The 24,661-nt window shown below is 67.7% G+C and carries 24 protein-coding genes and 1 tRNA gene; 16 read left to right on the forward strand and 9 right to left on the reverse strand.

Annotated features, from left to right (window positions below; translation table 11 throughout):
• The first annotated feature begins 112 nt into the window (after nucleotides 1-112).
• The gene (locus TX76_RS01815; RefSeq protein WP_049898657.1) at nucleotides 113-358 is read left to right on the forward strand and encodes a DUF7123 family protein; all 246 of its coding nucleotides are present in this window, start codon (nucleotides 113-115) and stop codon (nucleotides 356-358) included.
• Between the two features lie 112 nt (nucleotides 359-470).
• Nucleotides 471-1,619, forward strand: coding sequence for a site-2 protease family protein (locus TX76_RS01820; RefSeq protein WP_049898658.1), 1,149 nt, complete (start codon nucleotides 471-473; stop codon nucleotides 1,617-1,619).
• Nucleotides 1,620-2,110: 491 nt separating this feature from the next.
• Here the strand turns inward: TX76_RS01820 and thiL are convergent, their stop codons facing one another.
• Complete coding sequence (gene thiL, locus TX76_RS01825; RefSeq protein WP_049898659.1) at nucleotides 2,111-2,980, reverse strand: thiamine-phosphate kinase; 870 nt, start codon at nucleotides 2,978-2,980, stop codon at nucleotides 2,111-2,113.
• A gap of 122 nt (nucleotides 2,981-3,102) precedes the next feature.
• Here thiL and TX76_RS01830 point away from each other — a divergent pair, with 122 nt between their 5' ends.
• Both TX76_RS01830 and TX76_RS01835 read left to right on the forward strand, forming a co-directional pair.
• Complete coding sequence (locus tag TX76_RS01830) at nucleotides 3,103-4,119, forward strand: lysylphosphatidylglycerol synthase transmembrane domain-containing protein (protein WP_049898661.1); 1,017 nt, start codon at nucleotides 3,103-3,105, stop codon at nucleotides 4,117-4,119.
• A 320-nt stretch (nucleotides 4,120-4,439) separates the two neighbouring features.
• Entirely contained in the window at nucleotides 4,440-4,895 is a 456-nt protein-coding gene (locus tag TX76_RS01835) for a 30S ribosomal protein S19e (RefSeq protein WP_049898662.1), read from the forward strand.
• Nucleotides 4,896-5,023: 128 nt separating this feature from the next.
• Here TX76_RS01835 and TX76_RS01840 read toward each other — a convergent pair whose 3' ends face one another.
• Nucleotides 5,024-7,660: a valine--tRNA ligase gene (locus TX76_RS01840; RefSeq protein WP_049898664.1), complete on the reverse strand. Its 2,637-nt coding sequence runs from the start codon at nucleotides 7,658-7,660 to the stop codon at nucleotides 5,024-5,026.
• A gap of 245 nt (nucleotides 7,661-7,905) precedes the next feature.
• On the opposite strand from TX76_RS01840, the gene TX76_RS01845 reads away from it, so the two are divergent.
• The 4 genes from TX76_RS01845 to TX76_RS01860 all read left to right on the forward strand — a co-directional run bounded on the left by TX76_RS01845 (nucleotide 7,906) and on the right by TX76_RS01860 (nucleotide 10,352).
• Nucleotides 7,906-8,208, forward strand: coding sequence for a hypothetical protein (locus TX76_RS01845; protein WP_228842281.1), 303 nt, complete (start codon nucleotides 7,906-7,908; stop codon nucleotides 8,206-8,208).
• Nucleotides 8,209-8,252: 44 nt separating this feature from the next.
• On the forward strand, nucleotides 8,253-9,149 hold the full coding sequence (gnd, locus tag TX76_RS01850; RefSeq protein WP_049898666.1) for a phosphogluconate dehydrogenase (NAD(+)-dependent, decarboxylating): 897 nt from the start codon (nucleotides 8,253-8,255) through the stop codon (nucleotides 9,147-9,149).
• A 489-nt stretch (nucleotides 9,150-9,638) separates the two neighbouring features.
• Nucleotides 9,639-10,223 carry a 2Fe-2S iron-sulfur cluster-binding protein gene (locus TX76_RS01855; RefSeq protein ID WP_049898667.1) on the forward strand — a complete coding sequence of 195 codons (585 nt, stop codon included), beginning with the start codon at nucleotides 9,639-9,641 and terminating at the stop codon, nucleotides 10,221-10,223.
• Between the two features lie 56 nt (nucleotides 10,224-10,279).
• Nucleotides 10,280-10,352 (forward strand) — tRNA-Arg (locus TX76_RS01860).
• Nucleotides 10,353-10,969: 617 nt separating this feature from the next.
• Here TX76_RS01860 and thrS read toward each other — a convergent pair.
• The 3 genes from thrS to TX76_RS17935 form a co-directional block, all read right to left on the reverse strand.
• Complete coding sequence (gene thrS / locus TX76_RS01865; RefSeq protein ID WP_049898668.1) at nucleotides 10,970-12,895, reverse strand: threonine--tRNA ligase; 1,926 nt, start codon at nucleotides 12,893-12,895, stop codon at nucleotides 10,970-10,972.
• A 166-nt stretch (nucleotides 12,896-13,061) separates the two neighbouring features.
• A complete protein-coding gene (locus tag TX76_RS01870; protein WP_049898669.1) occupies nucleotides 13,062-13,412 on the reverse strand; it encodes a DUF5802 family protein in 351 nt (116 codons plus the stop codon).
• Between the two features lie 88 nt (nucleotides 13,413-13,500).
• On the reverse strand, nucleotides 13,501-13,644 hold the full coding sequence (locus tag TX76_RS17935; protein WP_195155980.1) for a hypothetical protein: 144 nt from the start codon (nucleotides 13,642-13,644) through the stop codon (nucleotides 13,501-13,503).
• A gap of 268 nt (nucleotides 13,645-13,912) precedes the next feature.
• On the opposite strand from TX76_RS17935, the gene TX76_RS01880 reads away from it, so the two are divergent.
• Entirely contained in the window at nucleotides 13,913-14,512 is a 600-nt protein-coding gene (locus TX76_RS01880; RefSeq protein WP_049898671.1) for a hypothetical protein, read from the forward strand.
• A 100-nt stretch (nucleotides 14,513-14,612) separates the two neighbouring features.
• On the forward strand, nucleotides 14,613-15,299 hold the full coding sequence (locus TX76_RS01885) for an ArsR/SmtB family transcription factor (protein WP_049898672.1): 687 nt from the start codon (nucleotides 14,613-14,615) through the stop codon (nucleotides 15,297-15,299).
• A 148-nt stretch (nucleotides 15,300-15,447) separates the two neighbouring features.
• On the opposite strand, the gene TX76_RS01890 is transcribed toward TX76_RS01885, so the two are convergent.
• Both TX76_RS01890 and TX76_RS01895 read right to left on the reverse strand, forming a co-directional pair.
• Nucleotides 15,448-15,666 (reverse strand): hypothetical protein, encoded by a 219-nt coding sequence (locus tag TX76_RS01890; protein WP_049898673.1) that lies wholly within the window; start codon nucleotides 15,664-15,666, stop codon nucleotides 15,448-15,450.
• A gap of 31 nt (nucleotides 15,667-15,697) precedes the next feature.
• Nucleotides 15,698-16,264 (reverse strand): hypothetical protein, encoded by a 567-nt coding sequence (locus TX76_RS01895; protein WP_049898674.1) that lies wholly within the window; start codon nucleotides 16,262-16,264, stop codon nucleotides 15,698-15,700.
• Nucleotides 16,265-16,371: 107 nt separating this feature from the next.
• On the opposite strand from TX76_RS01895, the gene TX76_RS01900 reads away from it, so the two are divergent.
• The 4 genes from TX76_RS01900 (at nucleotide 16,372) to TX76_RS01915 (ending at nucleotide 20,472) form a co-directional block, all read left to right on the forward strand.
• Nucleotides 16,372-17,748: an oxidoreductase gene (locus TX76_RS01900; RefSeq protein WP_049898675.1), complete on the forward strand. Its 1,377-nt coding sequence runs from the start codon at nucleotides 16,372-16,374 to the stop codon at nucleotides 17,746-17,748.
• Between the two features lie 80 nt (nucleotides 17,749-17,828).
• On the forward strand, nucleotides 17,829-18,122 hold the full coding sequence (locus tag TX76_RS01905; RefSeq protein ID WP_049898676.1) for a hypothetical protein: 294 nt from the start codon (nucleotides 17,829-17,831) through the stop codon (nucleotides 18,120-18,122).
• Nucleotides 18,123-18,188: 66 nt separating this feature from the next.
• Complete coding sequence (gatD, locus tag TX76_RS01910; protein WP_049898678.1) at nucleotides 18,189-19,466, forward strand: Glu-tRNA(Gln) amidotransferase subunit GatD; 1,278 nt, start codon at nucleotides 18,189-18,191, stop codon at nucleotides 19,464-19,466.
• A gap of 1 nt (nucleotide 19,467) precedes the next feature.
• A complete protein-coding gene (locus tag TX76_RS01915; protein WP_049898679.1) occupies nucleotides 19,468-20,472 on the forward strand; it encodes a GNAT family N-acetyltransferase in 1,005 nt (334 codons plus the stop codon).
• A gap of 498 nt (nucleotides 20,473-20,970) precedes the next feature.
• Here the strand turns inward: TX76_RS01915 and TX76_RS01920 are convergent, their stop codons facing one another.
• Nucleotides 20,971-22,053: a M24 family metallopeptidase gene (locus TX76_RS01920; RefSeq protein ID WP_049898681.1), complete on the reverse strand. Its 1,083-nt coding sequence runs from the start codon at nucleotides 22,051-22,053 to the stop codon at nucleotides 20,971-20,973.
• 165 nt (nucleotides 22,054-22,218) lie between these two features.
• On the reverse strand, nucleotides 22,219-22,866 hold the full coding sequence (rdfA, locus tag TX76_RS01925) for a rod-determining factor RdfA (protein ID WP_049898682.1): 648 nt from the start codon (nucleotides 22,864-22,866) through the stop codon (nucleotides 22,219-22,221).
• 178 nt (nucleotides 22,867-23,044) lie between these two features.
• Between rdfA and TX76_RS01930 the strand changes: the two genes are divergently transcribed.
• Together TX76_RS01930 and TX76_RS01935 are read left to right on the forward strand one after the other, a co-directional pair.
• Nucleotides 23,045-23,836: an SDR family oxidoreductase gene (locus TX76_RS01930; RefSeq protein WP_049898683.1), complete on the forward strand. Its 792-nt coding sequence runs from the start codon at nucleotides 23,045-23,047 to the stop codon at nucleotides 23,834-23,836.
• A gap of 123 nt (nucleotides 23,837-23,959) precedes the next feature.
• The gene (locus TX76_RS01935; protein WP_049898684.1) at nucleotides 23,960-24,307 is read left to right on the forward strand and encodes a cupin domain-containing protein; all 348 of its coding nucleotides are present in this window, start codon (nucleotides 23,960-23,962) and stop codon (nucleotides 24,305-24,307) included.
• Nucleotides 24,308-24,661: the final 354 nt, after the last annotated feature.

Here is a 24,661-nt window from a genome sequence, read left to right on the forward strand (position 1 = left end):
GCGTCGTGAAACGAGCGTGTGGTCCGCTCACATCGTGAAAGGACCCGAAGCTACTCGAAGCATCTGTCGGCTATAATACATTGGGGTTGTGCATCCCGGGTGGAGGCCGACAATGAGCACGACACAGTCCACCGGGGTCGACGCGGACGCGAAGGAGCAGCGCCTGAAGACGTATCTCGAACGCAACGCGGCCGACGGCGAGCTCTACTTCAAGAGCAAGTTCATCGCCGACGAGGTGGGGCTCTCGCCGAAGGAGATCGGCGCGCTGATGTGCAAGCTCAGCGACGCGGCGACCGACCTCGAGATCGAGAAGTGGTCGTACACCAGCGCGACGACGTGGCGCGTCGAACCCGCGTGATCGGCGAGTGGGCTGTCGGCCCGCGCTCCCGCCCTGAATCGGGTCCCCGCTGACGCGGCCCGCACGGTGAACGGTCTGCAGGTTTATCCCTGCCCGACACGAGGAACAAACGATGGATGACAGCGAACCGCCCGCCGAGGGACCGCCACCCGAGGCGCTCGCGGGCTTCTTTCGCGTCACCGAAATCACCGCCGAGAACGGCCGTCTCCAGTACTACGGCGAGCCGCTCGTCGGTGGACAGCGGCTCGAACGCCGGCTCTGGCCGGTGTTTCGCGATCGGGGGTACGAGGTTCGGCTGACGAGCGAGCCGAGACAGGACCCCTTGACCGGCGTCGAGACCGGTGGATCGCGATACGTCCTCGTCGCCACGCCACGCTCGACCGGGATCGACGGAGTGCCGTGGCGAAACCTCCTCTTTGCGGCGCTCACGGTACTCACGACGCTGTACGCTGGCGCACGCTGGTACGGCTCCGTCCGGGGGTTCGGGGAGTTCCTCGATGCCCCCCTCGATGTGCTCGCCGGGTGGCCGTTCTCGCTCGCCGTCCTCTTCGTGCTCGGCGTGCACGAACTGGGTCACTACGCGCTGAGCCGGTATCACGGCGTCGACGCGAGCCTGCCCTACTTCATCCCGCTGCCGAACGTGATCGGGACGATGGGCGCGGTGATCCGGATGCGCGGGCGGATGCCAGACCGGAAGACCCTGTTCGACATCGGCGTCGCCGGCCCGCTCGCCGGGCTCGTCGCGGCCTGCACAGTGACGATCGTCGGGCTCCATCTCGAACCGGTGACCGAGCCGGTGATCCCGATCGCGTTCAACTACCCGCCCCTGATCCAGGCCATCGCCGCCCTCACCGGCCAGCAGCTCGGGTACGGCTCGGGCACGATCGTCAACCCCGTGGTGTTCGCGGGCTGGGTCGGGATGTTCGTCACCTTTCTGAATCTGATCCCTGTGGGCCAGCTCGACGGCGGCCACCTCGTGCGCGCGATGGTCGGCAAGCGCCACGAGACCGTCGGTGCGCTGGTCCCGGCCGCGCTGTTCGGGCTCGCGGCCTACCTCTACTACGTTCGGGAGGCCGCGTTCAACGCCGTCTTCCTCTGGGTGCTCTGGGGCGTGTTCAGCCTCGGGATCGCGTACGCCGGTCCCGCGACGCCGATCTACGACGACGCGCTCGACGCGAAACGCACGGCACTCGGCCTCGTCACCTTCGTGCTCGGCGCGCTCTGTTTCACGCCGGTGCCGTTCGAGCTGGTCGTGCCGTAGGACCACCCACTTTTTTGCGGGGAGGGGTGTCCTCGCGCGCCTGCGGCGCGCTGCGGGCACCCCTCCCCGCAAAAACCTGGACTAAAAACACCCGCTCGCTCGCCCACGGCTCGCGGTGCGATCGCTGGCGCTCTCCGCGACCGCCACGCACAGCACCGCGGAAGCCCTCGCTCACACCGGAAGAGCGGAGCTCTTCCGTGCTCTCGTTCGCCTTCGTCTTCGCGCGGCTTCGCCGCGCGAACGGTCCGCGGGACCTTCGGTCCCGCGCTACTCACGAGAACTCCGGTCTCGCTCGCGGTAGAACTGCTGGCGCTCCCACAACCGCCCCGCACAGCACCGCAGAAGCCCTCGCTCCCGACGGTCGCTCGCCCTTCATCCGCCAGGTGACGCCCCGCACAGCAGCCGCCACCACGCCGCAGCCGCCACCGCCTCCGCACCGCAGCCACACCGCAACCGCCACCACACCACAACCACTGCGCCCGCACAGCACGCTACCCGTGAGTGTAGCCCCGATCGTCGAGTGGGTCGCCATCGAGCGTCACGCCGCTCTCGACGACCGTGCCGATCCGCGAAACGTCGACGGGTGCGGCCTCGCGGGCGGTATCGAGCGCGCGCTCGGGGACGGTGAACAGGAGTTCGAAGTCCTCGCCGAAGAAGACGCTCAGTTCGCGCTGCTCGGCCGGATCGGCGGCGATCTCCTGAACGACATCGGCGACGGGCAACGGGGTATCGACCGCGAACCCGCAGTCGCTCGCGGCGGCGAGCTGGTGGAGCGAGCGCGCGAGTCCGTCGCTCACGTCCATCATCGCGCCCGCGTGCGGAGCGATCACCTCGCCCGCCGCGACCCGCGGTGTGAACCGGAAGAGGTCGTTCGCGCGGTCGTGCTCGCCCCCATCGAACAGCCGCAGCGCCGCACCGCTCCGCCCGAGCCGGCCGGTCACGCAGACTGCCTCGCCGGCCGCCGCCCCCGAGCGCAACACGGGGTCGTCGGTCCGACCGAGCGCGGTCGTCGCCGTCGTGAACTCGTCGTGCGTGTCGAGATCGCCGCCGACGTACTCCGCCCTACAGACCTCGCAGACGTCGCGCGCGCCGTCGACGAACGCTCTCAAACCACGTTCGTCGAGTTCGGGGGCGGCGTAGACCGCGACCGCTGCCCGAGCTTCGGCCCCCATCGCAGCCACGTCCGACAGCGACGCGCCGACCGCGCGCCAGCCCGCGGTGTACCGCGTCGTGCCGTCGGGGAAGTCGGTCGTCTCGTGGAGCATATCGGTCGTGAGCACCGACCCGTCGACGACCGCGCAGTCGTCGCCCGCGGCGGGTACGCTCGTGGCGAGCGCGTCGAGAGCCGCCCGCTCATCCATGATCGGCGTTCGGTGCCCGGTGGGAAAACCGGTCCGGTCGACGGCGGGATCGGGGGACGCCGCGTGACAGCCGCGAGCGCGTTCCGGAGGGTTCATCCCGAGGTCGCTCCTTCGACACCGACATGATCCGCGGCGACGACCTCAGAGCCACGCTCGTCGGCTTTGCGGGTGCGCTCTGCGTTCTCGCCGTCCTGGTCTGGGGCGTCGGGATCGACAAAACTATCGACGCGCTCGCGGGGGCCAGCCTCCCCGTGCTGGTCGGGATCGTGGCGATCGCGATCTGCTGGCTCAGCGCGTGGGGGATGTCGCTCCACACGGTGCTCGGCGTACTCGGCGCGCCGATCACGGTGCCGGCGGCCGTGCTCGTCTTCGCCGGGGCGACGTTCGCGAACAACGTCACGCCCTTTGGCCAGGCCGGCGGCGAACCGGTGAGCGCGCTACTCATCTCGCGGGCGACCGACCGCGAGTACGAGACCGGGCTCGCGGCGATCGCGAGCGTCGACGCGCTCAACTTCGTCCCCTCGATCGCGCTCGCTCTCGTGGGGCTGAGCTACTTCGCGTCGACGATCACGTTCGGCGAGAACCTCGAGTACGCGGCGGCTGCCGTCGTGGCGTTCGCAGTCGTGGTGCCGATCGCAGTGGTGCTCGGGTGGCGCAACCGCTACCGGCTCGAACGGACCGCGGTCGACTCGCTCGCCCCGCTCCTCCAGCGGCTCGGCGAACTCGTCCCGCGTCGATCGGCTCCGAGCCGGGCCGCGCTCGAACGCCGGATCGAGGGCTTCTTCACGGCCGTCGAGCGCGTCGCCACCAACCCCCGTGGACTGGTGTTCGCACTCGTCTTCTCGACGGCGGGCTGGGTCGGGCTCGCGACTTCGCTCTGGCTCTCGCTGTTCGCGCTCGGCCACACCGTCTCGCCCGCCGTCGTGCTGGTCGCCATCCCGACGGGCGCGATGGCGAGCATCACACCACTCCCCGGTGGGCTCGGCGGGGTCGAAGCAGTCCTCGGTGCGCTCGTTCTCGCAACCACCGGCCTCCCGCTCGCGACCGTGACGGCCGCCGTCCTCATCCATCGCGGCGCGACCTACCTCCTCCCGACCGTCATCGGCGGCGGCACCGCGGCGGTGCTCGCCGACCGCTGACGGAGCGCTTCTCGGTAGTGAGGCGTCCATTGGGAGGCGGTGGCGCGCGGGAGCGCACGGAGTGCGCGACTCGCGCGAGGGATGACTGAGCGGAGTGAGCGGAGCGAACGGAGCGAAGGAGTCGGTTGGGGAGGTGTGTGGCTTGCGGTTCTCATTTGTGCCGGGATTTGCCAGAGACGGATCGACCCTCATCGATGCGTTCCCCGAGAAAGCGACCGATCGGGAGTTTCGTGACGACGACGGGGCAGATGCACGCGATCGACTGCGCTCCCTCGAACGCTACCGACGCGTTTAACCCCACCCGCGAGCGTTTCGTACGTATGGCAACTCTCTACGACGTTCCGGCGGACGCGCTCATCGACGCGCTCGTCGAGCGTCTCCCCGAGAGCATCGAGCGCCCCGACTGGGCGACCTACGCGAAGACCGGCGCGGGCCGCGAACTCCCGCCCGAACAGGAGGAGTTCTGGCGAACGCGCGCCGCCAGCCTGCTCCGGCGGGTCGCCATCGACGGCGAGATCGGCGTCGACCGGCTCACGACCGCCTACGGCGACACCAAGGACGGCTCGAACCGCTACGGCGTCGCGCCAGCGAAGAAGACCGAGGGCAGCGGGAAGATCATCCGGACCGCGCTCCAGCAGCTCGAAGCCGAGGAGCTCGTCGAGACAGCCGAGGGCGAGGGCCGCCGGATCACCGCCGAAGGCCAGAGCCTGCTCGACGACACGGCGGGCGACGTGCTCGACGACCTCGACCGACCCGAGCTCGAACGCTACGCCTGAGAGCGGTCGCAGCCAGTAGCCCGGATCGCGTCGACGACCCTGTTTCTCCGATGTCCGACTCCGTGGCCGCGGCTCGGTGCAGCGATACCCCGAGAGAATCGTTCTGCGATACGTGATGGAGGACGGTGCTACGGGAAGACGAGCACCGTCGCGCCGTCGGCGTCGAGAACCGCGACCTCCTCGCCCGCGACGCGCTGCTCTCGCTCGATCCCGACCGCGTCGCCGTCGAGCGTGACCGCCTCACCCTCGATGTCGAGTTCGATCGTGCCGTTCTCGTTCCTCTGGCGTTCGATTGCAGCAGGGTCGGCGGCTTCGAGTGCGCCCACGACCGCACCCGCTCGATCGCGGAACTCGGGGCCGATCGTGCTGTGGTCGGGATCGACGCCGACGGCGACCATCTCGACGTCCGGCTCGCCTGTCTCGATCTTCACCGGGGCGTTCACCGTCGCACTCAGGTCGCCGGTGTCGAGTTCGGCGATCCCGTCGGCGTAGACCTCGATCCGGTCGAGATCGGCGTTGAGCGCCATTCCCTCGTCGGACTTCCACGCCCGGACCGCGCTCGCGACCGCGGCGATGCGTTCGCCGCGCGCCTCCGCGGCGTCGTCGGCGACGTCGAGCGCGGGCCACGCGGCAGCGTGGACGCTGCCCGACGGGTCGGGCAGGTGGTGGTACGCCTCCTCGACGAGGAACGGCGAGAACGGCGCGAGCATCCGGAGCGACGCCGAGAGCGTCGCCGAGAGCGCGTGGCGTGCGGCGTCGCGCTCGGCGTCGCTGCCCTCGTAGAGGCGGCCCTTGATGAGTTCGACGTAGTCGTCGGCGAGGTCGTGCCAGACGAACTCCCGGAGCTTCCGGAGCGCGCGATCGAAGCGGTACTCGTCCATGTCGGCGGCGACCTCGTCGGCGACCCGCGCGCACCGCGAGAGGATCCAGCGGTCGGCGTCGGTGGCAGCCTCGTCGATCGCCCCCCCGTCGGCGGCCGTTGCAGCGGCGGTTTCGGCGTCGAGATGCCCGCTCGCGAAGCGCGTGATGTTCCAGAGCTTCGTCAGGAAGCGCGACGCGCTCGTGACCTCCTTCGGCTGGAACTGGATGTCGCTCCCCGGCTGGCCGCCGAGGGCGAGCGCCTGTCGAAAGGCGTCGGCGGAGTGCTCCTCGACGACCTCCTCGGGGGCGACCGAGTTGTCCTTCGACTTGCTCATCTTGTTGCCGTCAGCGCCCAGCACCATCCCGTTGATGAGCGCCTCGTCCCACGGTTTCTGGTCTTCGAGCGCGGCCGTTCGCAGGAGCGTGTAGAACGCCCACGTCCGGATGATCTCGTGGCCCTGCTCGCGGAGCTGCACGGGAGTGAAGTCGGCCTCGGGCCAGCCAGCGACGTGGAGCGCCGAGATCGACGAGTCCATCCAGGTGTCCATCACGTCGGTCTCGCCGGTCCACGCGTCCGCGCCGCAGTCGGGACAGTCACTTTGGGGTTCGTCCTCGGTCGGATCGGCCGGGAGCTCGTCCAGCTCGGCGACGTGCCAGTGGCCGCACTCCTCGCACGACCACGCCGGAATCGGGGTGGCGAACACGCGCTGGCGCGAAATCACCCAGTCCCACTCCATTCCCTCGGTCCACTCCTTGAGGCGGCCGTACATATGCTCGGGAATCCAGTCGACCTCCCGGGCTTTATCGAGGATTTCGTTCTGATCGACCCGGACGAACCACTGCTCCTTCGAGAGGATCTCGATCGGCGTGTCACACCGCCAGCACGCCCCGACCGACTGCTCGATCGGTTCCTCGTCCTGAAGGTACCCCTCCTTCTGGAGCGCGGTGCTGATCTCCTCTTTGGCGTCGTCGATCGCGAGCCCGCCGAACTCCGGGACGCTCTCGTCGAGTCGGCCGTCCTCGGTCACGACGGCCCGAAGGTCGAGGTCGTACTCCGCCCACCAGTCGACGTCCTGCTTGTCGCCGAAGGTGCAGATCATCACCGCGCCGGTGCCGAAGTCGCCGTCGACGTCCTCGCTCGCGACGAGTTCGACCTCGTGGCCGAACAGCGGGACCTCGAAGGTGTCGCCAACCCGGCCCGCGTAGCGCTCGTCGTCGGGGTCGACCGCCATCCCGACGCAGGCCGCGAGCAGTTCGGGGCGGGTGGTGGCGATCTCGATCGCGTCGTTGTCGACACCCGGGAATCGGACCGTCGAGAGCGTTCCCTCGGCATCGACGTTCTCGACTTCGGCGTCGGCGATCGCGGTCTCACACCGCGGACACCAGTTCACGGGATGCTCGTCGCGGTGGACGTAGCCATTACTATGCATCTCGACGAACGAACGCTGGGTCTTCGCCCAGTACTCGGGGTCCATCGTGCGGTACTCCTGGGACCAGTCCTGGGAGAAGCCGAGCCACTGCATCGTCCCCTTCATCCCGTCGATCTTCCGTTCGGTGTGCTCGACGCACAGCTCCCGGAACTCCTCGCGCGGCACGTCCGTCCGCCGGATGTCGTGGTTCTCCTCGACTTTGACCTCCGTCGGGAGGCCGTGACAGTCCCATCCCTGCGGGAAGGAGACGTTCTTGCCCTGCATTCGGTGGTAGCGCGCGGCGAAGTCCATGTAACTCCAGCCGAGCGCGTGCCCGATGTGGAGGTCGCCCGTCGGGTAGGGCGGGGGGGTGTCGATGACGTACTCGGTTGCGCCGTCGTCGTCATCGTAGCGGTACAGGTCGGACTCGTGCCACTCCTCGCGCCACTTGGCTTCGAGCGCGTCGGGATCGTAGGTTTCAGCTAGCTCTGTCATGGGTCGTCTTTTCCGAATGCCTGCGGCTGGGTGAGTAACGGTGCCGAGAACGTGCAAGTCGGTGGTTCAGCGACGTACTACCGACGACATCACGCTCATGGCACCACTCATGCGAGTCCGTCTGATAAACGTTCGTGTTGGGCGACACCGCTCCGATGTGCTCGTGAACGCTCGACGACTGCCGGCGCTCGTGTCGAGAGAGTGAGGGGCGTCAACGATTAGTACGCCAAGCGCTACCACTATTCATGAACCTCCTGTTCCGCGTGCTGGTCGGCGCGTTCGTCTGCGTCGCGCCGACGGCGCTGTTCCTCGGCCTCTGGCACGGCCTTCAGCGGATGCAAGACGGCGAACTCGTCGAGCGGGTCGCGAGGAATCAGGGGGCGACCGTCGAGGATCTCGTGCCGGGCACGCAGTCGAGCGGGGAACACGACCTCGATTCGCGCGAGCGCCGCGCGCTGGAGCGGTCGCTCGCCGAGGGAACGTCGCCGTCGGTCGGGTCGCCCGCGAGTGACGAACGCCGGTCGAACCGCGGGCGAAATCCACCCTGACGCACAACCACAACCCCTACCTGCGCGCCCGCGGAGGGGCGGGTATGCAACTGGGCGTCGTCGGACTCGGGCGGATGGGACGGATCGTGACCGAGCGCGTGCTCGCTGCGGGCCACGACGTGGTCGCCTTCGACGTGAACGAGGAGGCTGTCGCGACCGCCACAGCGGCGGGAGCCGAGCCGGCCGACTCCATCGGGGACCTCGCCGACCGACTCGGGAGCGAGAAGCGGATCTGGCTGATGGTGCCCGCGGGCGACGCCATCGACGCCGCGCTCGGCGATCTCGAAACCCATCTCGACGAGGACGACGTGGTGATCGACGGTGGCAACTCACACTTCGAGGAATCTGTGCGGCGGGCCGACGCGACGCCGGCGGCGTACCTCGACTGTGGGACATCCGGGGGTCCCGCTGGCGCGGAACTCGGTTTCTCGCTGATGATCGGCGGGCCCGGATGGGCCTACGACGAGCTGACTCCGGTGTTCGACGCCGTGGCGACCGGGCCCGCAGGACACGCGAGGATGGGGCCCGCAGGTTCGGGCCACTACGTCAAGATGGTCCACAACGGCGTGGAGTACGCGCTGATGGAGGCCTACGGTGAGGGGTTCGAACTCCTCCACGACGGGCGGTACGATCTCGACCTCGAATCGGTCGCCCGGACCTGGAACAACGGCGCAGTCATCCGGTCGTGGCTGCTCGAACTCTGTGAGGAGGCGTTCCGCGAGGAGGGCGGTGATCTGGGGAGTGTGGCCGACCGCGTTGCGGGCGGTTCGACGGGAACGTGGACCGTCGAGGAGGCGCTCGCTCAGGAGATTCCGGTACCGCTGATCTACACCGCGCTCGCCGAGCGGTTCGGCTCGCGGGCCGACGAGGGTCGGTTCGCGCGGCGGCTCGCCAACCGTCTGCGATACGGGTTCGGTCGCCACGAGGTCGCCAGGCGGTAGACGGTCGCGGTGCAGTGGTGGTTGCGGTGTGGTGGCGGTGGCGGTTGCGGTGCAGTGGTGGTTGCGGTGGCGGTGGCGGTGGCGGTTGCGGTGCCTGGCGGATGAAGGGCGAGGCGCGCGAGCGAACGGAGTGAGCGCGCGCCGTCGTTCCGCTTCGCTCCACGACGAGCCTCACGCTCGTTCCACTCGCGTGAGACGCCGAGGGCTTCGGCGTGCTGTGTGGTTGCGGAGGTGTTGGTGATCGACCGCGAGCGAACGCAGTGAGCGAGCGGGCCGACGACTGACCGGAGTTCTCGTGAGCGACCGTAGGGAGCGAACGAGAGCACGGAAGAGCTTCGCTCTTCCGGAGGGAAGGAGGAGGCTTTTGATCCACGTTTTGCCAGCGAGCGAGTCGGCGAAGCCGATGAGCGAGCGCAGCAAAAGGTGGGCAGGCGAAAAGGTGGGTGGGGAGACCGATAGCTAGTTAAACGGCGATTCCATAGCGCGGTCATGGTCGAGGTGATCGGTCTCTCCATTGGGCTTTTGGCTGTGCTCGTCATGGTCGCACTACATTTCTCGCCAGGCACCGAACGGATCATCCCGGACGACATCTCCCAGGACGTGCTCGAACACCGTGCCGAGAGCGTCCCAGAGACCGACTTCCCCGAGCCGATGAACCGATCGATCGGCGGCGGGGCCGCCCCGGCCGGCGCGGTCGGCGGTGGCGGCGAGGCGGAGGGCGAGCTCGCGGAGGGTGAAGCCGAAGCGGAGGAGCCGAGTCCGGCCGAGATTCCCGACGACGAGGCCGAGAGCTTCGAGGTCGAGTACGTGAAGGAGGGCGAGACGATCGAGGTCAAGGAGAACGAGACCCTCCTCGACGCCGGCGAGGACGAGGGCTGGGACCTGCCCTACGCCTGCCGACAGGGCCAGTGTGTCTCGTGTGGCGGCCAGGTCACGGACGGTCCCTCCGAGGACTATCTGGTCCACGACGGTCAGGAGATGCTCGACGAGAACGAACTCGGCGACGGCTACACGCTGACCTGCGTCGCGTACCCCACTGCCGACCTCTCGCTCGAAACCAGCGAGACACCCTGACCGACGCGAGCGACTTTCACAACGACTATACCGGTATCGTGGTTAGCGATGATCGTGGGCGCGTAGCTCAGTGGATAGAGTTCTTGGTTCCGGACCAAGACGTCGCGGGTTCAAATCCCGTCGCGCCCGCTTCGTTTGCGACGAACGGACGTGAGGAGCAACGCGAGGACCGCGCTGGATTTGAATCAGGAAGTGAAGCGAGCGGCGGGAGGCGCGAGCGAGGCGAGCGCCTCCGAAGCGAACGGCGAGCAAGGCGAGCCGTGAGCAGCGGGCGAAACGACCGTGGTTCAAATCCCGTCGCGCCCGAGTACCTTTTTACTTCGTCGGGTGCGCTCGCTCGTTTCACTCGCTCGCCCACCACTCTCTGCTCACGGGCGGCGCGAGGCGGCTTCGCCGCCTCGAACTCGCGGCGCGTAGCGCCGCACATGGCCCGTTCGCACGGTACGAGGGACGCGGAGCGTCCCTCGCTCCTCGCAAAAAACTACGCTGAAAACTTCCCGCTCGTTCGCTCCCTACGGTCGCTCACTCACGATACAGTTGCTTGCCCGCCGCAACCGCACCGCCGAAGCCCTCGGCCCGCCCCGCGGGCCTCGCCCTTCATCCGCCAGGAAAACAAAGCTCTCGTAGGCCTTGCTCCGTGGTTCGAAACACGTAGGTCGTCTTTCGTCACTACAACACGACTTTCCCGTTTCGAGTGACTCCGTTCACCAAGGCATCAGGCACCGCCGCCGAATCGCGCTGCGAACTCAGTCGAGAAACGCCGGCGCGGTCAGCTTCTCGTCGCGCTCGGCTTCGAGCGCCGCCCGGAACTCGTCGAGTTCGACGCCGTCACGCTCACGTTCCTCGCGATCACGCACCGAGACGGTGCCCGCCTCCGCCTCGGTGTCGCCGACGATCAGCATGTACGGCACCCGGTCGTCGTGGCCCGCCCGGATCTTCCGCCCGACCGTCCACGAGCGGGTTTCGACCTCGGTCCGGAACCCGTCGAGTTCTGCGGCGACCGACTCGGCGTACTCGAGGTTGTCGTCGCTCACCGGCAGCACGCGGACCTGTTCGGGCGCGAGCCAGAGCGGGAAGTTACCCTTGTAGTGTTCGATCAAAACACCCATGAACCGCTCGAAGCTCCCCAACAGCGCGCGGTGGATCGTCACCGGGCGGTGCTCCTCGTTGTCCTCGCCGACGTAGGCCAGATCAAGGCGCTCGGGGATGTTGAAGTCTACCTGTACCGTTCCGATCGTCCACTCGCGATCGAGTGCGTCTCGGGCGTCGAGACCGATCTTCGGTCCGTAGAAGGCCGCCTCACCGTCCTCGATTTCGTAGTCGAGACCTTCGGCTTCGAGTGCATCCACCAGTGCGTCGGTGGCCTGGTCCCAGATCTCGTCACTCCCGATGGCGTTGTCACCCTGGGTTTCGAGTTTGTAGAGCACTTCGAGGTCGAACTGGCTGTAGATCTCCTCGATCACCCGGAGGGTCTGGGTGATCTCGTCTTCGAGTTGGTCGGGACGAACGAACGCGTGGCCGTCGTCCTGGGTCATACCCCTGACCCGGAGCATCCCCGAGAGTTCGCCCGACTGCTCGTTGCGATAGACGGTACCGAACTCCGAGTACCGCATCGGGAGGTCACGGTACGACCACCGCTCGCGGTCGTAGAGATGGGCGTGGTTCGCGCAGTTCATCGGTTTCAGGCCGTACTCGAAGTCGTCCTGCTCCCACGCGAACATCTCGCCCTCGGCCGTGAAGTTGTCGTAGTGCCCCGTCGGTTTCCAGATCTCAGTCTTGTTGAGCTCGGGCGTCCAGACCTCCTCATACCCGAGTTCGTCGTTCATCTCTCTGATGTACTCCTCCAGCTCGCGGCGGATCGTCATTCCGTTAGGATGGTAGTGGACGCTGCCTGGCGAGTGGTCGGGCACGCTGAAGAGATCCATCTCCTGACCGATCTTGCGGTGGTCGCGTTCCTTTGCCTCCTCTCGCCGGTCGAGGAACGCCTCCAAGTCGTCCTCGCTCGGGAAGGCCGTCCCGTAGACCCGCGTGAGCGATTCGTTGTCCTCCTCGCCGCGCCAGTACGCCGCGGAGGTTTCGAGCAGCGCGAACCCGCCGATCTCGCCGGTCGAGTCGATGTGTGGTCCCTGACAGAGATCGAAGAAGTCACCCTGTTCGTAGAAACTCACGGGGTCCTCGCCCGCCGCCTCCGCTTCGAGGATGTCGCGCTTGAACCGATTGTCGGCGTAGATCTCGAAGGCTTCATCCCTGGGATATTCGATCCGTTCGATCGGGAGGTCCGCGTCGATGATGGTCTGGGCCTCCTCGGCGATCGCCGCCAGGTCCTCGCTGTCGAGATCGACGTTCGCGATATCGTAGTAGAATCCCTCGTCGGTCCACGGCCCGATGGTGAGCTTCGCCTCCGGATGGAGCCGTCCGAGTGCCTGGGCGAAGACGTGAGCCGCTGAGTGCCGGAGCACGTCGAGATACTCCGCCGAGTCCTCGGTGACGATCTCCAATCGACTGTCCTCGGTGATCGGTTCGGCGGCGGCGACGAGATCGCCGTCCACGACCCCGGCGATCGTGTCGTTCCCGAGCCCCGGGCCGATCTCGTAGGCCACGTCCTCGACCGTCGAACCGGGCTCCATCGGGAGTTCGGAACCGTCCGGCAGCGTCACGACGACATCGCTCATGGGTTGGGTAGGTGCCACGCCCGGGATAAGCCTGTTGAGACGACCGAACCCCGACGCCGGCTGCTGCCCTCGGTGTCGATGGGCAGAGCCGGCACCCGCAGAACAGACTCGGTCGCCACGTCGTGTTCGGGGGTCGTGACGCTGGTGTCGTGCGCGAGGCGACCGCTCAGACTGCCGTTCCCGACAGGCGGAGCAGCTGGGCGGCGCGGTCCGCCGTGGCGAGCAACACCTCCTGAAGGGTGGGGGGCGCGTCGATCCGGAGCTCCGCGAGCACCGACTCCGGCAGCCACAGCGTGTCCTCGGGCACGCCATCGTCCCCACCGACCGCGAGGTGGCTGGTCGAGACCTTCATCACGAGCGGGAGATCGGTGCGCTCGATCCCTTCGCCCTCGGCGTACAGCGCCGCGTTGAGCCGCTCGTGAGTCGCCCGCTGGATGAGCGCGCGCGACCCGTCGCGTGGGTGGGGTTCGATGGAGAGCCGACCAAGGTAGTAGCCGCGCGAGAACCGTTCGAACATGCTATCCGTTTGCATGTACCACGCTGTCGGTAATAAGCCTTCCCCGGCAGCGGTCGGCGGATCCGGCAACCGCGGCGGTGTCGGTTCGTTACTGGGATCCCCAATCCGAGATGCCGATCACCACGTCACACTCCGGACACGTCCAGACTTTGGGAGTGCTCGCCGCACTCGCCTGTTCGAGTCGTTCGGCCCACGCCGTGATATCGGCCTCGCAGTTGGGGCACAGTGCCATGACTCGCGATACCACGTGTCGACACTTGTAGGTTCGGGCCCCTGCGGTTTTCACCGTCGGTTCGTGCCGGAGCACGCGGAGCCACCGTGAACGCGCTTCGCCGGAACGTCGAATCGCGCTGGGACGAGCGAAGTGCTCACGCCACCGAATGAACGATCTCCGTCGTTCTGGTACAGTCGTTTCGCGGTGGTGCAGACGGTGTGAGGCTGTTACTGAACGGAGCGAACGGCCGTCGGGCTTTTATCCCGGTCCGCCGAACGGATGCGTAGTGAACGCGAACGTCGTCACGATACTGCTGATTCCGATACTGCTTGGCGGGGTGATGGGGGCGAGCGCCGGTTCACCGGCCGAGACCACGACGGGAGCCGACCAGACGACCGCGGGAGAGGCACTCGGTGGGGAGATCACGGTGTTCATGCAGCAACGCACCGCCGCGACCAACGGTGCGGTCGATTCGGGGATGTGGCGCGCCGGGTTCGAGCGTGCCGAGAGCCAGTCCGAAAAGCAGACGCTCGTCGAACAGCGAGCCGCGACGCTTCGCGGCCGGCTCGATCGTACCGAAGAGCAGGTACAGACGTTTACCCCGACGGCTGTCAACCGTTCGGTTCACCACCGGGCGAAGTGGGCGCGGATCGCGGCCGACGTCGAGGCGCTCAGAGCGGCGATCAGCGACGCCAAGACCCTCGCGGCGAGCGAGGGCGTGAACGCCTCCGGATTGGATCGACTCGCGAGCCGAGCCGCGAGCCTCTCCGTGCCGAACGGCGGATCGGGCGGCCAGGCTCGCGTCGGTGACCGCCCGAACGGGGCGGCCGAGACGCTCGATGTGCGACCGCGGCGAGGCAACGTCCGAGGGGCCGTCGCGGCGTAGCGTACGTCCCTCTGGCGCTCTCAGGGCGGGAATCGTACGGTGACTGTCAGCGCTCCCCGTGGGGTCATCCTTTTGTCCACTCGGCACTAACGACAGGTGAATGGACTCAGCGGCGCTGCTCGATCTCCTCGGCAACGAAAACCGCCGGCGCATCCTCCGGCTGCTCGCCCGGCGACCGTGCTACGTCACCGAGATCAGCGAGTCGCTCGGCGTGAGTCCGAAGGCGGTGATCGGCCACCTCCGGAAGCTCGAGGACGCGGGGCTCGTCGAGAGCCTCGTCGACGACGGTCGTCGGAAGTACTTCCGGATCTCGCGGAACCTCCGACTCGAAGTCAACGTCTCGCCCTACGGTTTCGGCGCGAAGAGCGCCTACCCGGCGAGTTCGAGCCTCGATCTCACGACCTGTCGGTACGTCTCGATCGACGTCTCGGCGAGCGACACCAGCGAGCTCGCCGAGCTCGCCGACGATCTCCAGCGGCTCGAACAGTTGGAGGACGAGCTCTCGCTGGCCCAGCGGTGGGTCCAGGGTCGGCTCACGTCGCTGCGCGACGCGCTCACCGACCGGATCGAGGACGGACTCGCCGCCGACGGGCGCGGGGCGTTCGCGGACCACGGCGACGCGCGCTTCTGTGCGGAGGTCCTCGGGGCGATCGAATCGGGGGCCGAGACGGCCGACGGGATCGCCGAACACCTCGGCGTGCCGCTCCCGGTGGTCGAGGACGCGCTCGATCTGCTTTCGACCCACGATCTCGTTCGCCAGACGGATGGCCACTGGACCATCGAATGAAGGATCGGCGTTACTGATAGCCTGCAACCGAGGGAGTGTCTGGTGACAGAGTGGCCGGGAATGGGTCGTTTCTACGCCCTCGATGAATCACAGCAGGTCACCTGTCGGGGTCGTTTCTGACCGAACGGGCGAGAGCCTACTGGAGGAGCTACTGGCGCGGCCGCAGAAGCAGCGCGACGACGGCGAGCGCGACGATGACCGAGGAGCCGAGTGCGAACCCGTTTGCCGTCCCCGCGTCGAGCGAGCCGTGGAGCCCGAAGTAGACACCCGCCGGAACGCCGAGCACGGCGACAAATGCGAGCACGCTGGTTCGGATCAGTGGCTCGATCTCCACGGTGGTGTTCCCTTCCAGACCCCGTTTCGACACAGGATAAACGTGAATCCTCGCTCCCCACCGACTACAGTTCGCGCGTCAGGCCATCGCGGAGGTCGCGACCGAAGTAGTGACCAGCGAGGCCGGCGACCAGGCCGATCCCGGCAGTCACGACGGGGATCGCGAGCGCCGGGAGGCCGCCGACCGCGAGGAGGGTGACGCTGCCGATCGCCGACCAGCCGCCAGCGACGATTGCGCTCGCCACACCGGCTTCGGCGTAGTAGCTCCGATCGCCGACGAGTCCGAGCGCGAACGTCGCGACGAACACGCCGACGAACCCGAGCACGTCGCTAACGAGCGGGAGCGGGACGATCCCGCCGAGCGCCATACCGACGGCCGTGAACGCGAGTGCCACGAGAAAGGCCCGTGGCGAGAACAGCTGTCCGACACGCTCGCGTAGCCTCGATCCACCCTGGTCGGTTCCGCCGGACGCGCGCTCCCGGCTGGCGTCGCGGTCGGCCGTCACTGGGTCGGTCGTCCCGGTACTGGAGGCGGTCGTCGCATCACCGTCGTCGGCCGTGATGTCGTCGACGTCGGCGAGGAGGTCGTCGACATCGCGGGTTTTCGTGCGTTCGCCACCGCTGTCGGCCATGTCGTCCCTCGGTCATCCACGGGCATGGGCCTTTCCCCAGCACGGCGGGTGTCGCCGGGGACCGGCGCGACCCAACCGCTAAGCCGGTCGGGGTCGTCTGTCGTCCCGTGTCGCCGGATCTCGATACGCCGGGCGAACTCGCGGGACTCGACCTCCGAAACCGGCTCTATCGCGCGCCGCTGCTCGAATGTGCCGGCGAGGGGCCCGAGGCGGTCGACCGGCTGATCGACGAGCTCGAACCCGCGGCGGCCGCGGGCGTGGGGTTGATCTGCCAGGGCGCGATGCCGGTCCGACGCGAGGGCGGCCGGGTCGCGCCCAACATGACCCACCTCGCGAGTTCCGGCCGCGCCGAGGATCTCCGACGGCTCACAGACACCGTTCACGATCACGGTGCGCGGATCGTGGCCCAGCTCGACCACGGCGGGATCCGCACGCTCGAAACCTGGCACCGGCCGTACCGTGCGGAAAATCCCGATCTTCGGCAGCTCGCGGTCTCGGAGCCACCACGGCTCCTGCGACTCGCCGCGCGGGCCGGTCTCCTCGACTACGATTGCGACGTGCTCTCGACCGAGGCGGTGTACGACCTCGCCGCCGATTTCGGGCGTTCGGCGGAGTACGCGGCCGCGGCGGGCTACGACGGTGTCCACCTCGCGGGCGCGAACATGGGGATCGTCCAGCAGTTCCTTTCGCCCTACTACAACCGCCGATCCGACGAGTTCGGGGGATCGTTCGAGGGACGGGTGCGCTTCCTCGAACTCGTTCACGACGAGATCCGCGAGCGGGTCGGCGACTTTCCGGTGATGACGAAGGTTCCGGTCGAGACGGCCGCCCCACCCTTCGTTCGGCCCCGGCTCTCGCTCGCGGCGGGGATCCGGATCGCCGAGCGCGCCGAGCGGATCGGCTTCGACGCCGTGGCCCCAGTACGAGGATCGACGTTCTGGGATCTGAGCCTGGTTCGCGGCGAGCATCCCGAACAGGCGTGGAGTGACGGGCGATTCCAGGCGGACTACGAGGCGGTGTTCGGGAGTCGAGTCAGGGCGCGCCTCGTCGCGCTCGCGAACCGCCTCCAGGCGAGGTTCTACGACTTCGAATCGGCGTGGAACGCCGACCTCTGCCGCCGGGTGCGCGAGGCGACCTCGCTGCCGGTGCTCTGTGAGGGTGGGATCCGCGGCCGTGCGGAGATGGACGCGCTCGTCGGATCGGCCTGCGATCTGGTCGGCGTCGGCCGGCCGTTCTACGCCGAACCGCGCCTGCCGGCCAGGCTGCTCGATGTCGACACGAACGCGGCGTCGGAGCCCGGCGAGGACCCCCACGCAGTCTGCGAGAACTGCAACAACTGCGCGATCCCACAGGTGACCGGCGCACGCGGCGTCTGTCGGACGCCAGCCGTCCTCGAAGCGGCTGGCGAACTCCGGCAGGCCGGGGCGTACGAGCGGTCTCGGAGCGACGAACACGATCGGTCGAACACGTCACGGACGAAGTAGCGTTCTCGACTGCTGATAGCGGAGATCCTGAGCAACGACCCACCCCAACCCCTATGTTATGTCGGACACGAGACGCGTCAATGAAGCGAGCACGGGTGGTTGGACTGGCGTTTACTGTCTTCGGGGTGGCCCAGACAGCGCTGACGCTTGCCTCAAGCGGGGTCGGCGGCGAGCCACTCCAGCTCACGCTCAACGTGCTACTCACCAGTATCGGAGTCGTGATGGCATGGCAGCCAGAGCGAGTTGACGGCAAGCGATCCACCGGATATCTCCAAGAGGAAGCGGGCACGTGGTGGCTCCTGCTCGGCGGCGGCTGTGTCGTGCTCGGCATAGCCGGACTCGCCCTTGCCGTTGGGAGCACGGTCGGTGCGTGAGTTCGGGATCGACACCCCCGACCGGGGAACGGATGGGTTGAAGTCCGACGCCCCGGAAGAGTGGGTATGAACCCGGGAGACCGCGTCCGCCTCACGCACGACGGACGGACCCACGAGGGCGTGCTGTTGCCGTCGACGACCGACGATCACGCCGTGCTCAAGCTCAACGGCGGATACAACGTCGGGATCGAGCGTGCGGGGACGACCGTCGAAGTCGTCGAGGCCGATGTCTACGACGTCGGTGACGACCGAGCGGAGGACGGCTCGACCGTCGAGTTCGACGACGACCTGCCGACCGTGGCGCTCATCTCCACGGGCGGGACCATCGCCTCGACGGTCGACTACCGGACCGGTGCGGTGACCGCGCAGTTCGACGCCGAGGACGTCCTCCGGGCGGTCCCGGACCTCGCGGGGCGGGCGAACTACCGGGGCCGTGTCGTGGCGAACATCCTCTCGGAGAACATGACTCCGGACATCTGGCAGGACCTCGCGCGCGCGGTCCACGAGGAGATCGAGGCCGGGGCGGACGGCGTGGTCGTGATGCACGGCACCGACACGATGCAGTTCTCCGCGAGCGCGCTCGCCTTCATGCTCGATACGCCCGTTCCGGTGGTCTTTACGGGGAGCCAGCGCTCGGCTGACCGCCCATCGTCGGACAACGTGATGAACGCGGTCTGTGCGGTCGAGGCTGCAAAGAGCGACTGTGCCGAGGTGCTGGTCTGTATGCACGCGAGCGAGTCCGACGATCGGTGTGCGCTCCACCGCGGGACCAGGGTCCGGAAGAATCACACCTCCCGCCGGGATGCGTTCGAGACCGTTGGAGCCGAGCCACTCGGCACGGTCGCGTACGGCGGCGATGACGATTCCGTCGACGTGAGCTTTCGACGGCAATACGCCGAGCGCGGCGCGGTCGGCCTCGACATCGCACCGGACCTCGCGACCGACGTCGAGCTGGTGAAGTTCACGCCCGGGACCAGCGAGGCAGTGCTCGATGGCGTCGAAGGGAGCGCAGGGCTCGTGATCGAGGGCACGGGACTCGGACACGTCCACACCGACTGGATCCCCCGGATCACGGAACTCGTCGAGGGCGGAACCGAGGTGGTGATGACGAGTCAGTGTCTCGGCGGCCGGGTCTGTGATCGGGTGTACGACACCGGGCGCGATCTCCTCGATGCGGGCGTGATCGAGGGCGAAGATCTGCTGCCTGGCACCGCGAAGGTCAAGCTGATGTGGGCGCTGGCGAACAGCGAGGACGTCGCCGCGACGATGGCCAGTCCGCTCGTGGGCGAACTCACCGAGCGGTCGGTGCCGCCCGAGAACCACACCATCGAGGAGGCGTGGTGACGTGGGCGCGACCGACATCACGATCCGCCAGGCGCGGCCCGACGACTACGAAGGGGTCGCCAAGTTCACCCGCGAGACGTGGGCCGACCGCGAGAGCGGCGACTACATCCCCGAGATCTACCACGAGTGGATCGCGGGCGACGGCGACCGCCAGCGAACCTTTCTCGCCGACGCGGGCGACGACGTCGCGGGGATCTGTCAAGGAGTGTGCCTCTCCGACCACGAGGCGTGGGCCCAGGGGATGCGGGTCAACCCCGACTACCGTGGCGAGGGACTGAGCACACAGCTCAACGACGCACTCTTCAGGTGGGCGCGCGAGCGCGGTGCGACCGTCGTTCGTAACATGGTGTTCTCCTGGAACGCCGCCGGCCTCGGCGGGTCGCGCGCCGTCGGCTTCGCACCGCTGTGTGAGTTCCGCTGGGCACATCCCGACCCCGATCCCGACGCCACCCTGCCGGAGCCGTACACGATCACGGCCGACGCGGACGCCGCGTGGAGTTTCTGGCGACGCTCGGACGCCCAGAGCGCACTCTCCGGGCTCGCGCTCGACGCCGACGAGTCGTGGGCGATGGCGGAACTGACCCGCGAAGGACTCCATCGCGCGGCCGACGAAACCCGGGTGTTCGCCGTCAGTCGCGAGGACGACACCACAGCGGAAGGCGGAGTCTCCACGAGCGAAGCGAGTGGAGGCTCGTCGGAACAGGGTTCCGACGGTGCCGACCGCGAGGACGACGGCACACGGGCGATGGCCCACCGGGTGCGCGACTACGAGCGCGAGACCGACGGCGGGATCGAACAGTGGGCCGAGTACGGCGTCGGTGCGTGGACCGATCTCGGGGCCGCACGCGCGCTCTTTCGCGCGATCAGCGCCGACGCAGCCGCGGTCGGTGCCGATCGCACGCGCGTGCTCGTTCCGGAGACGCCACGGCACGTCTCCGACGCGGCTGCTGCCCACGTGGCGATGGGCGAGAACCCCGATTTCGTGCTCGAAGCCGCACTCGTCTGAGCGCGCCGGCCGCGGACGCCCCCCGTGTTCACGGATCGAACAGCCACGGCTAGACCGTCGCCGACCGCCGATCCACCACCATCGCCTCGAACCGACGACGATCTGGCTACCGGCGAATTCGAATAGAGATACTTGTATTTCATGACGGTGCTCCGCCATTCTCGATGACGACGTCGTTTTTCCCGTTTCAGGACCCATTCGATCGTTCTGCATCGTTTCGTCGCATCGTCGTCCGCATCTCGCCTCTCCGTCGTTCTGTATGGAGTCTGCTCCAGCGGTCGAGCGATGATCCGTCGAAGACGCCGTTACCACGCCCTCAGTACCACTTTCTACCGTCGCTATCGGAACCGTCCGTTTCGACGGTGACTGTCCGTCCACACTAAAAAATGCAAGCACTAATATTCCGACTTTGAGGACGAAGCACGAGTCACGGCTGAGGAGACTGTCTCGCCTGGTCCGCGGCTCGCGGTTGCGGACAGCTCCTCGCCGTCGTCTCGCCTACAGTCGGAGCACGCCGTGGCGCTCCAGTTCGACGTCGGCCCCGACCGCTTCGGCGGTTCGGGTCGGCCATTCACCGGTCGTCGTGAGTGGTTCGAACCCCTCGTCGGTCACGAGCACCGTGTCCTCGCTCTTCGCGCCCTGGACCGTCGGGTTCCACGCGTAGCCCATCGGGAGCCGGACCGGCGCGTCGAGCGTCGGCGTGGCGATCCACTCGCGGCCGGCGTAGCCCGCTGCACCGCCCTGGTGGTGGGCGCGCCACTCGTCCGGGCGATCGAGGGCGGCGTACGCGCTCTGGATCCGCTCGAAGACGTCGCTCGCGACGCCGTCCTCGCGGCCGACCTCTCGTGTCGCCGCGAGCGCGCTCGTCTCGACCCGGGTCGCGGTCGCGTGGCGATCGTCGAGCCACGACAGCGGGTCGAACGCCACGGTTCGCGTACAGCTCGCGTGGAGGCCGGCGCGCCTGGCGGTCACCGACACGAGGGCATATTCGCCCAGTTCCGCGTCGGAGGGCGTGTAGTGGCGGTACTGCTGAGCGCGCTCGGCACCCCCGACGAGAACGACCAGCGCGGCGATCGACCGCTCCGCGAGCACGCCGGCGAGTCGCCCGGCGACCGCCCGTTCGGTGTCCCCGGGATCGAGGTCTCGACAGACCGACTCGACGGCCGCGGCGGTGTCGCGACCGAGCTCGCGGTAGGCCGCGACGTCCGCTTCGGTGAGCGGCTGGCGGAGGTCGCCAGCGTCGACGGATTCGAAGCCCGGAACGTCGAAGTCCGCCGCCGCGGGCGTCGGCGAGCGTTCGGCGACCGCCTCGCCGAGGTCCGCCGCGTACCAGTCGGCAGATTCGACAGCGACCCCGTCGGGCAGCTCCTCCGCACGCAGTCGCGGGGCCTCGATGTTGTCCGTCACGACCGTGAGGCCGTCGCCGTCGTACCCGACGGCTGCGACGCCGACGGCGGCCCCGTCGCTGACGACGTTGCTCCCGCCGAGGAGCCACGCGAACGTGTTCGGCCGCCCGAACCAGACCGACGCGAGATCGCGGTCGTCGAGGAGGCGATCGAGCCGACCGAGTTTCGTTTGCATACGATCCGTGGACGCGGCCAGGCCCCTATACTTTCGGTTCCACGGGCCGAGCCTGGAATCACGGGATCGGCACGCTGGCGCTGCCGAGAGCGTCAAGCCGAACCGGACGAGCCGCTTTCGGGTTCGCGTAACACCCCTATCGGCGTCACGAGTCCGGGGACCGCGTTACGACGTCGCATCGCTCGGCTCACACCCGCAGCCACCGTCGTCGATCAGTTCCTGGACGGTCCCGTGTGTCCCGCAGTCGGTACAGGTCACCGTGACGTCCACGTAGACGTCGGGCTCGCCGAGTGCGAGCGCGCCGGACGAGCGGAGCTGATCGAGCGTGTTCTCCGTGACGGCGACTGTCCGATTCCGGAGCGCGGCGATCCGCTGGGCACCGCTATCGACGCGATCGCTGTCGGTCCGTTCGGCCGACGCACGCTCGACGCCGAGACACTCCTTCAGATGTCGGTTGACCGTCTGGTACGACACGAAGTCCCCCTCGACCGCGTCGATGTCGACGCCACGGCGGTCGAGCCGACTGTGTGCCTGCGTCCGGACCCCCTGGCTCACCTCGTCGTCGGTGAGCAGTCGGTGGGTGTTCTCGACCTCGCCGTCGAGCGGGTTGAGTCCCTCGCGATCCATCGCGGTCCGGAGGACCGCCTGGTTGACGTAGTCGGCGAGCCCTCTGAGGCTGTAGCGCTCGTCCTCCCGCGTCCAGTACTCCTGGAGGTTCTCGGCCACCCGATCGAGTTCGTACTCGTCGATCACGCGATCGAGTTTACACGACGGGCCGCCCGCATTTCCCGATTTCGCGTCTGACTGTGCCATCGTGGGGCCATCTCGGGGACGAACCCGGATGAGTGTTGTGCTCGCAGCCCGCGTCGACGATCGACCCTGCTTGGGCATCGGCCGGACCCGAGTCCGTCGAGTCGGACAGCCGGAGCGATCCACCCACCACGCCGCCAACAGAACGACTAAGTGGCGGGCGATCACGGTTTCGGTCGCTATGAGTCTCGACGTGGCGGACGACGTGGCACTGGTGACGGCATCGAGCAGCGGCCTCGGGCGTGCGTCGGCCGCGGTGCTCGCCGAGGCGGACGCGAACGTGGTGCTCAACGGCCGGGACGAGGATCGACTCGACGAGGCCGTCACGGAGCTCGACGCGCTCGGTGAAGGTAACGTGGTCGGCGTCGCCGGCGACCTCACTCGGAAGGAGGACGTCGAGATCCTCGTGACGGCGACCGTCGAGGAGTTCGGCGGGCTCGACCACCTCGTGACGAGCGCGGGCGGGCCGCCGAGCGGCCCGTTCGTGGAGACCGACGACGAGGACTGGTATCACGCGTTCGACCTCCTCGTGATGAGCGTGGTTCGACTGGTCCGCGAGGCCGCCCCCCACCTCCAAGACGGCGACGGCGGCACGATCGTGAACATCACCTCCCGAAGCGTCAAGGAGGCCATCGACTCGCTGGTGCTCTCGAACTCGGTTCGGATGGGTGTCATCGGACTCGAAAAGACGCTCTCGAAGGAGCTCGCTCCCGACGTGCGGGCGAACGCGGTGTTGCCCGGTCCACACGAGACGAGCCGGATCGAGGAGCTCGTCGAACAGTCGGTCGAGCGCGGCGAGTACGACTCCTACGAGGAGGGGCTCGCGGCACGCGCCGAGGGGATCCCGCTCGAACGCATCGGCGAACCCCGGGAGCTCGGCGAGGTCGTCGCCTTCCTCTGTTCGCCGCGGTCGAGCTATCTGAACGGCGTCGCGATCCCGATCGACGGCGGTGCGGGGGCCGCAAACCTCTGAGCGGTCGCCGCTCGGTCGTCCGTCGATCGACGATCCCCCGAACCGAGCGCCCGAACGGCGGCCGGTATCGTGGCCGGGTCCACAATCTTCAATAGCGATAGCCGCGACACGCTGACGAGGCACATGAAACACGTTGATTTCGCCGCGGCGGAGACGTACGAGCCCGAGGAGGGCTGGCGTCGCGTCTCGCTCGCCGGCAGCGACCAGTTCACCTTCGAGTGGTTCGAGAAGCCGCCGGGCCACTCCTCGCCGATGCACGACCACGAGAACGAGCAGGTCTGCGTCGTGCTGGAGGGTGAGATCACCGTCCACACCGAGGACGATTCCGTGACGCTCGACCGCTTCGACTCGGTCCACCTCGAAGCGTGGGAGTCCCACCGGGTCGAGAACACCGGCGACGAACGGGCGGTCGCCATCGACGTCTTCGCCCCGGGTCGCGGCTTCGACTTCTGGACCGACCGCGACGGGTAATCCCTGTTCCCCGTGCGAGTCGTCGGTTCGGAGCGACGCTTTCGGCTCCCACGAACCGAACGCCGGTGGAAAGAGATCCGTCCGCGATTTGGCTTAGATCAAACAGCCCGATTTCGCGTGGCGACGAGCGAGATCGAGACCACTACCGAAGAGCACGTTCGATCGTCGGACGATGGTGCACGGACCAGGATTCGAGCGGATCGGGGTCAGTCGACAGAAACAGATCCAGTTAGATTTGGATGCTGAGACAAGTACGCCCCGTAAACTGCTTCCGATCGAATACAATCGGATATTCAGGACGAAAGTGTCGAAATAGAGCCCTTCAGCGACCAAAAGTCGTTTGAGAAACGATAT

The sequence above is a fragment of the Halococcus agarilyticus genome (assembly GCF_000334895.1).
Taxonomy (GTDB): Archaea; Halobacteriota; Halobacteria; order Halobacteriales; family Halococcaceae; genus Halococcus; species Halococcus agarilyticus.

What these genes read in the sequence shown, in the direction of transcription:
- TX76_RS01815 (WP_049898657.1), top strand. Translation starts at nt 113, where the DNA reads ATGAGCACGACACAGTCCACCGGGGTCGACGCGGACGCGAAGGAGCAG.
- TX76_RS01820 (WP_049898658.1), top strand. Translation starts at nt 471, where the DNA reads ATGGATGACAGCGAACCGCCCGCCGAGGGACCGCCACCCGAGGCGCTC.
- thiL (WP_049898659.1), bottom strand. Translation starts at nt 2,980, where the DNA reads ATGGATGAGCGGGCGGCTCTCGACGCGCTCGCCACGAGCGTACCCGCC.
- TX76_RS01830 (WP_049898661.1), top strand. Translation starts at nt 3,103, where the DNA reads ATGATCCGCGGCGACGACCTCAGAGCCACGCTCGTCGGCTTTGCGGGT.
- TX76_RS01835 (WP_049898662.1), top strand. Translation starts at nt 4,440, where the DNA reads ATGGCAACTCTCTACGACGTTCCGGCGGACGCGCTCATCGACGCGCTC.
- TX76_RS01840 (WP_049898664.1), bottom strand. Translation starts at nt 7,660, where the DNA reads ATGACAGAGCTAGCTGAAACCTACGATCCCGACGCGCTCGAAGCCAAG.
- TX76_RS01845 (WP_228842281.1), top strand. Translation starts at nt 7,906, where the DNA reads ATGAACCTCCTGTTCCGCGTGCTGGTCGGCGCGTTCGTCTGCGTCGCG.
- gnd (WP_049898666.1), top strand. Translation starts at nt 8,253, where the DNA reads ATGCAACTGGGCGTCGTCGGACTCGGGCGGATGGGACGGATCGTGACC.
- TX76_RS01855 (WP_049898667.1), top strand. Translation starts at nt 9,639, where the DNA reads ATGGTCGAGGTGATCGGTCTCTCCATTGGGCTTTTGGCTGTGCTCGTC.
- thrS (WP_049898668.1), bottom strand. Translation starts at nt 12,895, where the DNA reads ATGAGCGATGTCGTCGTGACGCTGCCGGACGGTTCCGAACTCCCGATG.
- TX76_RS01870 (WP_049898669.1), bottom strand. Translation starts at nt 13,412, where the DNA reads ATGTTCGAACGGTTCTCGCGCGGCTACTACCTTGGTCGGCTCTCCATC.
- TX76_RS17935 (WP_195155980.1), bottom strand. Translation starts at nt 13,644, where the DNA reads ATGGCACTGTGCCCCAACTGCGAGGCCGATATCACGGCGTGGGCCGAA.
- TX76_RS01885 (WP_049898672.1), top strand. Translation starts at nt 14,613, where the DNA reads ATGGACTCAGCGGCGCTGCTCGATCTCCTCGGCAACGAAAACCGCCGG.
- TX76_RS01895 (WP_049898674.1), bottom strand. Translation starts at nt 16,264, where the DNA reads ATGGCCGACAGCGGTGGCGAACGCACGAAAACCCGCGATGTCGACGAC.
- TX76_RS01905 (WP_049898676.1), top strand. Translation starts at nt 17,829, where the DNA reads ATGAAGCGAGCACGGGTGGTTGGACTGGCGTTTACTGTCTTCGGGGTG.
- gatD (WP_049898678.1), top strand. Translation starts at nt 18,189, where the DNA reads ATGAACCCGGGAGACCGCGTCCGCCTCACGCACGACGGACGGACCCAC.
- TX76_RS01920 (WP_049898681.1), bottom strand. Translation starts at nt 22,053, where the DNA reads ATGCAAACGAAACTCGGTCGGCTCGATCGCCTCCTCGACGACCGCGAT.
- rdfA (WP_049898682.1), bottom strand. Translation starts at nt 22,866, where the DNA reads ATGGCACAGTCAGACGCGAAATCGGGAAATGCGGGCGGCCCGTCGTGT.
- TX76_RS01930 (WP_049898683.1), top strand. Translation starts at nt 23,045, where the DNA reads ATGAGTCTCGACGTGGCGGACGACGTGGCACTGGTGACGGCATCGAGC.
- TX76_RS01935 (WP_049898684.1), top strand. Translation starts at nt 23,960, where the DNA reads ATGAAACACGTTGATTTCGCCGCGGCGGAGACGTACGAGCCCGAGGAG.